The sequence below is a fragment of the Pseudomonas sp. TNT3 genome (assembly GCF_010095445.2).
Taxonomy (GTDB): Bacteria; Pseudomonadota; Gammaproteobacteria; order Pseudomonadales; family Pseudomonadaceae; genus Aquipseudomonas.
This window is the reverse complement of record NZ_WFGV02000010.1, coordinates 121,463-132,206: the sequence shown is the minus strand read 5'-3', so window position 1 is coordinate 132,206 and position 10,744 is coordinate 121,463. Positions and strand designations below refer to the sequence as shown.

Genomic DNA, 10,744 nt, shown 5'->3' with positions numbered 1-10,744 from the left:
AGTAATGCATCTCCACAACCAAGCGAATGGCCTCTGCTTTTTGCTCTGACGTGACAACCCGATAACCCATGATGCTTCCTTAGATCGACGCTCCTACATCATGGTCTAAAAAAATTCGACCGCAACACGGCAGCTCCTACTGGTGTACGCAAATCAATGTAGGAGCTGCCGCAGGCTGCGATCTTTTGATCTCAAACCCCTGCCGCTTTCAACCGCGCCGCATGTTCCATGAACAAACGAATCGGCTCAGCCCCCTTTCCCACCAGTCCCAACGACTGATTGACGATGTCGAAGTGATCCAGCGGATACTCATCGCCGATCACCGTCCCCAGGTGCGAACTGTAGCGTCCGACCATCCCGTCGCAATGCCCGACTTCCCGGACAAAGGTCCTGGCAAACAATCGGCAGCTGCGATTTGTCCCGTCAAACAGGTTTCGTCCACGATCAGTCTTGCCCGGCTGCAAGGTCCCGGACCACGAGTAATAGCGCACCCCATTCACTTCTTCCGCCCCCTGTCCGCCCCAGGTTTTCGGCAATCCCTGTGGGTAACGTTGATTGAACAACGCCACCCCTTGCGTGGTGAGGGATTGATGCGAAGCCGGGACATCCACTGGCAACCTGGGCCCGCGATAACCGGTTTCCAGCAAGCTCATCAACGCGCCGATCAAACGCAGCAAAACGCTAAGCAAGCGCCCCTTGGCGCTGTCCGCCGGGTAGTGTTTTTCCAGGTAATCCGCCAGTTCCGAACCGTGATTCGGCCCGGCCACAGAGGTCACCGAAGCCACCCGATCCGGGCGCATGGCGGCAGCATACCGGGCCGTCATCGAACCTTGGCTATGGCCAATCAGGTTGACCTTTTCGGCCCCGGTTTCGCGCAGGATTTCTTCGATCCGCGCGAGCAACTGCTCACCGCGCACCTCGCTGGAATTGAGGGGTGAAACCTGCACCGCAAACACCGTTGCACCACCCCGGCGCAACGCTGAAATGATCCCGTACCAGTACGGATAGAGCAGCAAACGGACAAAGCCGAGCATTCCCGGGACCAGCACCAGCGGATAGCGCGTGGCGGAACCTTGCGACATGGGCGAACTTCCTTGTGGGCGGTGAGGGGTAACAAGGCGGGATGCAAGACATCAGCCAAGCATTGCCCCGGAACATGACAACTCGACGACGAGTCTATGACATCCGCCTACTTCAACCCCACCACACCCGCAACGATCAGTACGACCGAGACCAACTTGATTGCCGTAAGACTCTCGCCGAGCAGCGCAAATCCTAGAAACACCGTGCCCAGCGAACCGATGGCAGTCCAGATGGGATAGGCGATGCTCACCGGCAGCTCACGCATGGCCAACGTCAGGAAGTAAATCCCGGCCACTGCGGCGATCACGGTGATGAGTGAGGGCCAAAGCCGGGTGAAGCCTTCAGCGTACTTCATACCCATGGCGAAGGTGACTTCGAACCCGGCAGCGATCAGCAAATACAGCCAGGCCATCTAGAACTCCCTGACCAGCGCCAGCAAACGCTGTTCGGCCTCGGCAGCGGAGATCTGGAAGGTGCGTTCGGCAGACTCCTCCCCCTCAGCGTCGACCACGGTGACATCGGTAATGCCAATAAAGCCCAGTGCAGTGCGCAGCAGAGTATCGGCATGATTCAAGGCTTCCAGTTCGCCCCCCGGCCCGAATCCAAAACCACCGCGCGTGGTCACGATCAGCGCTTTTTTGCCCCGCACCAGCGGTTCGTATTGCGCCACGCCATTATCAAGGGTGTGATTGAACGTCAGCCCGAGCCTGACAATCTGGTCTATCCAGGCCTTGAGCCCACTCGGCACGCTGAAGTTATGCATGGGCGTGGAAATCAGCAGCACGTCATGGCTGAGCAATTCGCGAACCAATTCGTCACTGAACGCGAGGTCAGCTTGCATCGGTAATGGACGAGCATCCGGCTCGGGGTAAAACGCGGCAGCCACGAACGCCTCGTTAACCGGCGGGATAAGTGCCCGGCCGACTTCGCGGCGGGTCAGGCGCGCTCCAGGATTGGCTGCTTGCCAGGCCGTTACAAACACTTCGGCCAAACGCCGGGAATGTGATCGCTCGCCGCGTGGGCTCGCATGTACCACAAGAATTTCACTCATCTGAATCTCCTTTATGACTAAACTAAAATTGTCTGTGGCTCATAGCGTGTAGCGCTTAGTCATCCTCATCAAATGAGTAAAAGTCACTCTGGATGAATTCATTTCATCCATGGAGTATTGAATGTTTGCCTCACTGCCACTCACTGCCCTTCGCGCCTTTGAATCGGCTTCCCGCCTGCTGAGTTTCAAGGCAGCGGCCGAAGAACTGGCCGTCACACCAACGGCCATTTCCCACCAGATCCGCGCGCTTGAAAGCTGGCTTGGCCTGTCGTTGTTCGAGCGGTTGCCGCGACAGGTTCGACTGACCGAGGGCGGTGAACGATTGTTCCGCACCCTGCACGGCGCGTTTCTGGACGTGGCGCAAAGCGTTGACACATTGCGCCCGCAACGCAGCGGCGCGAGCCTGACGATTTCCACCACTGCAGCCTTCGCCGCGTTGTGGCTGGTGCCGCGTCTGGGCCGTTTCTATGCGCGCCATCCCGACATCAGCGTGCGACTCGATACCCATTGTGAGGTGATCGACTTGCATCAGGACGCGAGCGTCGATCTGGTGTTGCGCTATAGCCTCGATGACTATCCCAATCTGTTTGGCCTGTGCCTTTTTGATGAGGCCTTCGGCGTTTATGGCTCGCCCGAGCAAGTCGCGTTAGCCCGCGGTCGAGTGCCAACGCTGATCAGCGTGCGATGGCACAACTCAAAACTGTATGCCCACGGCTGGGAAGCCTGGTGTGCGCAGTCCGGGGAGTCCTGGTTGCAAGGGCAACCCGCGGTGCGCGAGTACGATGAGGAACATTACGCCTTGCAAGCTGCCATTGCCGGACAAGGTCTGGTGCTGGCAAGCAACATCCTTGTGTCGCAAAGCGTGGCCAGCGGATTACTGGAGGGGTATCGGAGCGACATTCAGGTCGAGGGCGCGGGATATAGCGCCCTGTGCGTGCCGGGTCGAGAGCGTCACCCCCCGGTTCGGGCGTTTTTTGCATGGCTGCAGGAGGAGGCACGCCTGTCCGGTCTGGTACCAAGATCGCAGGCGTCGTCAGCTCGCGACGAACAACGGCAAATTACATAAAACTTTTCGCGGGCCCGATCACTCACACCTTAAGTAGCGATCGCGTCCTCAGAGGCGTGACGCCAACCGGATTAGCCTCCAGGAGAACGAGATGAGTGACATGCATTTGTCCGATGTAACCACCCTTCGAGCACGGGCCCGTCAAAACGTCGAAAACGGCGCAGTGACCGAAAGCTATAGCGCCGACCTTGACGAAGTACTGCGCCTGCTCAACGAATCCCTAGCCACCGAACTGGTTTGCGTGTTGCGCTACAAGCGCCACTACTTCATGGCCAACGGCCTCAAAGCCCATGTGGCTGCTGAAGAGTTCCTCGAACACGCGAAGCAGGAAGGCCAACACGCCGACAGGCTGGCCGAACGTATCGTGCAATTGGGCGGAGAGCCTGAGTTTAATCCTGACACGCTGTCGAAAAACTCCCACGCACAATACGTCGCAGGTAATTCGCTCAAGGAAATGGTCTACGAAGACCTGGTTGCTGAGCGCATTGCCATCGACAGTTATCGCGAAATTATTCAATACATCGGTGAAAAAGACCCGACTACACGGCGAATCTTCGAAGATATATTGGCGCAGGAAGAAGAGCACGCAGATGACATGGCGGACATACTGAAAGATCTTTAATAGCAACACATTACCTTGTCGCACCAACGGTGCGACAAGGCTTTATTTGCAAATGAACATATACACCTCCGGCAACATACCCCGCATAGACTTATTCCCCTACTAATTTAACCTTGAATCCACAGTCCACTCCGGCTGTTCAAATTTAATTAAGAAGGAATAATTTTATGCTATTAGAACAACGATTTGAATTTATCGACGAACTTGCGGCCTTGCCAGTCACCCCCATACGCTCTTTCTCGAGTGCTAATGCTCGCCCTGCGCACAACATCAACAGCCCCACCGCCAGCGTCCTGCCAGAAACAGTTAACACTTTTCTTCCCGGCGTATCGGAAGAGATCATTTCCGACGTCAATCTTTGCAAGTTAGTGATGCACAACGCCGCCACCAAGAAGTTTCCCAACCAGAATCAACTGGCCGAATGGTATCAGTTTTATCTCAAAGGGCTGAGCAACATAGGCTGGGCCAACGACGGCGGAATCTACAAGAACATTACTGTCAATAAAATCGGTATCACTCTGGACCAGATTGCGCTGGACTTGGCGATGGGGCTTATCGGAGGCTCTGCTGCAAATGCGCTCAGGAGCGTAGGTAGCAAATCAGTTGAAGCTGTTAAAGGCAACACCGAGGCCACCACTCTTTTGAACAATGTCAAGGTACTCGGACGACAAGGAAACTACGACTTCGCACCGGTCTGGGTAGACAATGCTGGGCAGCCGCACATGATCATGAGCTTTGCGTCGCTGGACGCAAGCGAAAGGACCAAAAACATACTGTTTTGGAAAACCACTCGCCAAACCACCGTTATAAAATCGGCCAGTTCACACCTTTACCTGGACAACTCCATCTTTGGAGCCCTGCGTAGTTCGCTCCGCGCTAAATATTTAGCAAGCGCAGAAAAATTTATTATCGACCTTCCAGACCTCGATTAATATTTAACCTATTTCCTTCAGCGAGAGAGAGAGATCGTACTTAGATGTACGATTTCTCTCACTTTCCGTTTCTATCGCAGAGTGTTTATACAATGAACCAACCCTTCGACCTGTATCTCGTCACTGGCAACATCACGTTATTTTGCGGAAAACACAGTGATGCTTTCAAAACAGACCTCTTGCACTCGAGTTTGTACAGCCATTTGTTGGCTGCAAAATCCGCAAGCAATCGTGAGCTCCTCTGGTCCACCTATAACAACACGCTCGCAAAAATAGGCTGGTCGCAGAATAGCAATACCTATAAGCGTGTTGAGCAACCCGTAAACAGCCTGCTCAACATCATTAAAGGCACTACGCAGCATTTAATATCCGACACTGAGCGACAATCACTCGCCTGCAGCATTTCACAACTGGCCAAACTCCCTCGAGACTCCTCAGCCATACAGCTTTACTTAAAACGGCTACAAGCCAATTCTACTAATAAACAGGACACTGACACCCGACCAACTTCCGTTAGAAAAAACCCATGGAACTCTTCGATAACCGTGACGATTATTCGTGAAAACGGAACGATCATCACAACACTTGTCGCATTCCAAGCAACCGCTATGGATGAGCTTGAAATTTTAAACGGTGCGCCAGTCAAGCCAACACTGGACAGTAAAAACAACATCATGGTGTCTTCAAGTTTCCTGGATGAAACTAACTACCGCACGTTCAGACAAGCCATCACTGGAAAGGTCCAGAACAAACTTGATACTGAGTTGGTGCATATTTCGCAGCTGCTTCCAGACTGAAAAATCCGTGCAGACAGCTAATAAAACGTTCTTGATTTTTTATGTCGAGAACGTTTCAGCTGTCAGTTCTTTACGGTCTTGGGTGCCTTGCCCGCCTTCATTTGTTCCAGCAATGGCGCGCACTGATTCGGCTCGCCCCCACTAGGCGCCACCAACGCGAGCAACCCGGCCGCCGGCGCAGCAATCACACCCAGCGCCACCATGCCTGCCCCACGCAGCAGCAGGGGTACTGCCTTCACACCCGCATCCGGCTTGATGAACTTGCCCCGCACATACAGCGGCGAGCGCAACGAGATCAGGCGCCAGCCTTTTGATTCCGGCGTGATGGTCAGGTCCAGTTGCTCGGTTGCCATGTTTGCCGTTCCATCGATGTAGATAATCGCGTTCTCGGTATCGAAAACGAACAAGCGAGTGGTTGCCAGACCGGTCTTGATATCGAAATCGGCGGCCGCGCAATTAATCTTCACTTCCTTGTCGCCAAAGATCTTGCCGACCAGATAGTTGCCCACGTTAAGCCCGGCCAGCTCCATCAACTCGCGGCTGATGGCACCGTCATTGATCAGCATCTTCAGATTGCCATTGGAGGTGGCCAGCAACTTCGCCACCGAGTTGCCACGCCCGGTGATGTCGGCGTCGCCGTTGAGCTCACCGAAGCTGGTTTTCATCGGTTCGAAGGTCGGGAACAGCTGCTTGAGCTTGAAGCCGCGCGCGGTCAATTTGGCCTGCCCTTCCAGGGGTTCGGTGTGACCGTTCAAACGGATCTGTGCGTCGAGCTTGCCGCCTGCCACGCCGAAACGCAGGGGCTCGAGGCTCAGGACCCCATCGGTCAGCACGAGGTGGGTATAAAGGTCATTGAACGGCAGCTTCTTACTGTGGACGATGCGCTTGCCGGTGAATTCAACATCGGCGTCCATGTCGCGCCAGCGCTCGGTCTTGAACTCCTCGACCGGCAGCACCTTGTCCGTCGGCTGCTTGCTTTCGCCACCTCGGGCCTTTTGCTTTGTATTGGAGTCGGCGCCAATCAGAGGCGCCAGGTCGGCAAACAGCAACTGGTTCGACACCAGAGCACCGCTGAGTTTTGGCCGCGGCTGGCTGGCAACGTAGGCCAGGCTCCCATGAATGTCGCTTTCGCCGATCTTGCCGTTGAATGCTTCATAGCGGAATACTGCGCCACCTGGCTCATGCAGCTTGGCGATCAAATGACCGTCGGTGGCATAGGGCGGGGTGTCCGGCAGGGTCACGCCTGTCAGCGGATACAGGTTACCCAGGCTGGCACCAGCCAGTTTCAGACGCAGGTCCAGCGCACCGAGGTTCAACGGATCGGTCAGGGTGCCGGCCAACTCAACACGGGTGTCGGCAATCTGCACTTGGGCCTGCAGCGGGAAAGGTCGATTCGCGTCCTGCAACGCCAGCAAGCCGCCGATCTTGCCGTCGCCGGTGAGCTTCTGACCGTGGTATTGGCCTTTGGTCTTGATCGCGAAGGCGTAATCCTGTGGCGCGGCGCCCTTCTCCTGCGCGCTTTTCGCGGCTTTGTCGCCGACAATATCGCTGAACGGAATCGGCTTGCCCAGGGGATCAATCAACACATCAAGCTGCGTTTTCAGGGTTTGGTCGTCGAGGGTCACGTGGCCTTTATCAAAACCAATCGCGCCAATATCCATCACCCAGCTCGACGGCTCAGCGTCTGGATCCTTCGGGTCGAACTTGAACGTCCAGTTGGCGCGACCATCGGCCAGGCGTTGCAGGTCGGCATTCGGCTCGGTGAGGTCAATGCGCGGGATCACCACACGCTGCGCCAGCAGGGCCAACGGCGAGATGCGCAGCTCGACCCGTTTCAAGGTGACCATTTGTGGCTTCTTCGACCACTCGGGGTTACCCAGGCTCAGATCTTCCGCAACCACGTGCGGCCAAGGTACCCAGGCGCGCCATCCTCCCTCCTCGGGTTCGCGTTGCCAGACCACGGCCAGGTTGCCGTTGATGGCAAAGGGACGGTGCAGCTCTTCGGAGACTTTGGCATTGAGGGGCGGTTTGATCCGGTTCCAATCGAAGAACACGATAATCAACACCAGCACTGCCAGCAGAAGAACGAGGCTGGCGAAGGTCCAGGCCATTACTTTACGAGTGCGCGTCATTGCACAGGGCTCCTTTATACGACTGAGCGCCCTGACTGCGACGCACGTATGGAAACGGTAGGTCAGAATGGGCCGACCATGACATCTAGGACTGGGAAACGGCGCTCAGGTTTAACCGAAATGCCGATTAATCCTCAAATAATCGTCCCTCCACATACTGCCCCCCTCGATAGACGTTACCGCCCCCGCACTTATGCGTGGCACGGGTGAGTCGAAAATACCCACAGCAGTGCAAAAACGTCCGCCGGAAACGCCCGGTTTAGAGCCATCGCAAGGAACAATCAATTCCGTTGATTATTACCATTGCGTTTATGAACTTTTATATCGACTTATCGAGAGTAGCATTGACCTCGTACCCACTTTATCGCCCTCCCAAGGAGCAACCCATCATGAAACGCCAATTACTGCTTAGCCTTACCCTTTCCATGCTGGCCAGCACCGCTTTCGCTCTGCCAGCTGCTGACCAGGCCACTCCGCAAGTCAAAGACAGCCGCTCGGTGTTCAGTCAAACCGTCGCTGCAGATGGTTCCGACCGCACTCCACAGGGCCAGACACTCGCCGAAGGCGGTAACGATCGCCTGAAAGAAAAAGGCTTGATCACCCAGGATGGTTCGGACCGCACTCCACAAGGCCAGACTTTGGCTGCTGACGGTTCCGATCGCACCCCACAAGGCCAGACTCTGGCGGCTGACGGTTCCGACCGCACCCCACAAGGCCAGACCCTTGCCGCTGACGGTTCCGACCGCACCCCACAAGGCCAGACCCTGGCGGCTGACGGTTCCGATCGCACCCCACAAGGCCAGACCCTGGCGGCTGACGGCTCCGATCGCACTCCACAAGGCCAAACCCTGGCTGAAGGTGGTGGTGATCGTGTAATCGAACGCAACAGTGCCTTGAGCTAAGCCCATGGCGGCCTTGAAAAAAAGCCCAATCCCCGGATTGGGCTTTTGACTTTTCAGCCTTTGACCTTATAGACGCTACCCCTGCGCGCATAATCCCCGATAGTCGTTCGACGCCGGCAAAGCCTATTTGCTAGAGTGCGTCGCTGCCCTTATCCAGAAATCTCCTTGCGATGCTGCCCCGCGCCGAACAGAAACAACAGACCCGCAACGCCTTGATGGACGCTGCCCGCCATTTGATGGAAAGCGGCCGAGGATTCGGCAGCCTGAGCCTGCGCGAAGTGACGAAAACCGCCGGGATCGTCCCCACCGGTTTCTACCGGCATTTCGCTGATATGGATGAGCTCGGCCTGGTGCTGGTGAGTGAAGTCGGCCAGACCTTCCGCGAAACCATTCGCCTGGTGCGGCACAACGAGTTCGTCATGGGCGGGATCATTGACGCCTCCGTGCGGATCTTTCTCGATGTCGTCGCGGCCAATCGATCGCAATTTCTTTTCCTCGCCCGCGAGCAGTACGGTGGCTCGCTGCAAGTGCGCCAGGCCATCGGTCGTTTGCGCGAAGACATCAGCTCCGACCTGGCGTCCGATCTGTCTTTAATGCCCAAACTGCAACACCTGGACATTGCCGGACTGAGCGTCGTGGCGGATCTGATCGTAAAAAGTGTTTTTGCAACCTTGCCGGACATCATCGATCCTCCCGCCGAGGCGCTGCCCGATCACCTCACCCCGCAGGCGAAAATCACCCAGCAGCTGCGCTTCATTTTTATCGGGCTCAAGCATTGGCAAGGACTCGGCAGCACCGAGTGATCTATTTTTGAGCGTCGCAAATTGGTGCGTGCGTTTTTTCCCTGCACCAATTTCAGCCATATTTGCGCAACGAAATGACTCACCAGCCATGATCCGTCAGGCATTTCCTACACATCGTCCGATTGGCAAGCCCCTTGCTCTAGCCTGACTATCGCTCATTGCTGGAAGCCTTCCGATGCTGGTGATTCATCGCAGAATCGACCCTCAACCCGTCTGGGCCGCCGAGTTGCACCTGACCTTCGACGCCCGTAGCAAGAGCCGTTTGCGCTGTTTCAGTGCCGATGGCGAAGACGTCGGGTTGTTTTTGGAGCGCGGTCAGCCGCCACTGTATGACGGCGAATGCCTGCAAGCAGAAGATGGTCGCACCGTTCGCGTCTGCGCCCGCCCTGAACAACTGCTGCATGTCACGTGCGCCAACGCATTCGAACTGACGCGGGCCGCTTACCACCTGGGCAATCGCCACGTTGCCTTGCAAGTCGGCGACGGTTGGTTGCGCCTGCTGGATGACTACGTACTCAAAGCCATGCTCGAGCAACTCGATGCCAAGGTCGACTCCATCGAAGCACCGTTCCAGCCCGAACATGGCGCTTACGGCGGCGGCCATCATCACTCCCGCCATGGCGACGAAGATTTCAATTACCCACCGAAACTGCACCAGTTCGGCGTTCGGCTATGAATCCGGCGTGGGCGCTGCTGCGTCTGGCCAGTCCGCAGCTGCCGATTGGCGGCTACAGCTATTCCCAAGGCCTGGAAATGGCGGTGGATAACGGCCGGGTCAATGATCCGGACAGTGCGCGACGCTGGATCAGTGACCAATTAATGCTCAACCTTGCACGCTTCGAAGCGCCACTGCTGCTGGCTCACTGCGAGGCGGCCGCGCAAGAAAACTGGGCCCGCTTGTTACAGCACTGCGAAGAACACCGCGCCAGCCGCGAGACGCGCGAGCTGTATCAGGAAAGTCGGCAGATGGGTTATTCCCTCCAGCAATTGCTCAATGGTTTGCCGGAACTGGATGCCGCGGCGCGCGCCTTTCTCGAACAGCGCCCAGAACCGCATTTGGCTCTCTGTTGGGCGCTGGCCGCACGCGCCTGGCACATCAATGCGCAAGATGCGCTGGCTGCCTGGCTCTGGAGCTGGTTGGAGAATCAATTAGCGGTGCTGATGAAAACCCTGCCCCTTGGCCAGCAAGCGGCGCAGCGTCTGACCAGCCAGCTGCTGCCGCTGTTGCAGGAAGCCCAGCAGAACGCCACTCAAATCAACCCCGAACACTATGGCAGCGCCGCTTTCGGCCTGTCCCTGGCGGGCATGGCCCATGAGCGCCAGTACAGCCGACTGTTCCGTTCCTAGGGCCTTTTC

12 protein-coding genes are annotated in these 10,744 nt (G+C 56.5%); 8 read left to right on the top strand and 4 right to left on the bottom strand.

Annotated features, from left to right (window positions below):
* Positions 1 to 191: 191 nt before the first annotated feature.
* From GBC55_RS09215 to GBC55_RS09205, 3 genes are all read right to left on the bottom strand, one after another.
* Positions 192 to 1,082 carry a triacylglycerol lipase gene (locus GBC55_RS09215; protein ID WP_162437067.1) on the bottom strand — a complete coding sequence of 297 codons (891 nt, stop codon included), beginning with the start codon at positions 1,080 to 1,082 and terminating at the stop codon, positions 192 to 194.
* 107 nt (positions 1,083 to 1,189) lie between these two features.
* On the bottom strand, positions 1,190 to 1,495 hold the full coding sequence (locus GBC55_RS09210) for a multidrug efflux SMR transporter (RefSeq protein WP_162437068.1): 306 nt from the start codon (positions 1,493 to 1,495) through the stop codon (positions 1,190 to 1,192).
* Positions 1,496 to 2,134: an NAD(P)H-dependent oxidoreductase gene (locus tag GBC55_RS09205; protein ID WP_162437069.1), complete on the bottom strand. Its 639-nt coding sequence runs from the start codon at positions 2,132 to 2,134 to the stop codon at positions 1,496 to 1,498.
* Positions 2,135 to 2,255: 121 nt separating this feature from the next.
* Here GBC55_RS09205 and GBC55_RS09200 point away from each other — a divergent pair, with 121 nt between their 5' ends.
* The 4 genes from GBC55_RS09200 to GBC55_RS09185 all read left to right on the top strand — a co-directional run bounded on the left by GBC55_RS09200 (position 2,256) and on the right by GBC55_RS09185 (position 5,551).
* Positions 2,256 to 3,200 (top strand): LysR substrate-binding domain-containing protein, encoded by a 945-nt coding sequence (locus GBC55_RS09200; RefSeq protein ID WP_162437070.1) that lies wholly within the window; start codon positions 2,256 to 2,258, stop codon positions 3,198 to 3,200.
* A 91-nt stretch (positions 3,201 to 3,291) separates the two neighbouring features.
* A complete protein-coding gene (locus GBC55_RS09195; RefSeq protein WP_162437071.1) occupies positions 3,292 to 3,822 on the top strand; it encodes a ferritin-like domain-containing protein in 531 nt (176 codons plus the stop codon).
* Between the two features lie 167 nt (positions 3,823 to 3,989).
* Entirely contained in the window at positions 3,990 to 4,754 is a 765-nt protein-coding gene (locus GBC55_RS09190; RefSeq protein WP_162437072.1) for a hypothetical protein, read from the top strand.
* Between the two features lie 92 nt (positions 4,755 to 4,846).
* The gene (locus tag GBC55_RS09185; protein ID WP_162437073.1) at positions 4,847 to 5,551 is read left to right on the top strand and encodes a hypothetical protein; all 705 of its coding nucleotides are present in this window, start codon (positions 4,847 to 4,849) and stop codon (positions 5,549 to 5,551) included.
* A gap of 62 nt (positions 5,552 to 5,613) precedes the next feature.
* On the opposite strand, the gene GBC55_RS09180 is transcribed toward GBC55_RS09185, so the two are convergent.
* A complete protein-coding gene (locus GBC55_RS09180) occupies positions 5,614 to 7,683 on the bottom strand; it encodes an AsmA family protein (protein ID WP_162437074.1) in 2,070 nt (689 codons plus the stop codon).
* A 389-nt stretch (positions 7,684 to 8,072) separates the two neighbouring features.
* Here GBC55_RS09180 and GBC55_RS09175 point away from each other — a divergent pair, with 389 nt between their 5' ends.
* The 4 genes from GBC55_RS09175 to GBC55_RS09160 all read left to right on the top strand — a co-directional run bounded on the left by GBC55_RS09175 (position 8,073) and on the right by GBC55_RS09160 (position 10,735).
* Positions 8,073 to 8,585, top strand: coding sequence for a hypothetical protein (locus tag GBC55_RS09175; protein ID WP_162437075.1), 513 nt, complete (start codon positions 8,073 to 8,075; stop codon positions 8,583 to 8,585).
* Positions 8,586 to 8,755: 170 nt separating this feature from the next.
* The gene (locus tag GBC55_RS09170; protein ID WP_162437076.1) at positions 8,756 to 9,388 is read left to right on the top strand and encodes a TetR family transcriptional regulator; all 633 of its coding nucleotides are present in this window, start codon (positions 8,756 to 8,758) and stop codon (positions 9,386 to 9,388) included.
* A gap of 175 nt (positions 9,389 to 9,563) precedes the next feature.
* Positions 9,564 to 10,064 carry an urease accessory protein UreE gene (gene ureE / locus GBC55_RS09165; protein ID WP_162437077.1) on the top strand — a complete coding sequence of 167 codons (501 nt, stop codon included), beginning with the start codon at positions 9,564 to 9,566 and terminating at the stop codon, positions 10,062 to 10,064.
* Complete coding sequence (locus tag GBC55_RS09160; protein WP_162437078.1) at positions 10,061 to 10,735, top strand: urease accessory protein UreF; 675 nt, start codon at positions 10,061 to 10,063, stop codon at positions 10,733 to 10,735. Before ureE ends, GBC55_RS09160 begins: the two co-directional genes overlap by 4 nt.
* Positions 10,736 to 10,744 lie beyond the last annotated feature (9 nt).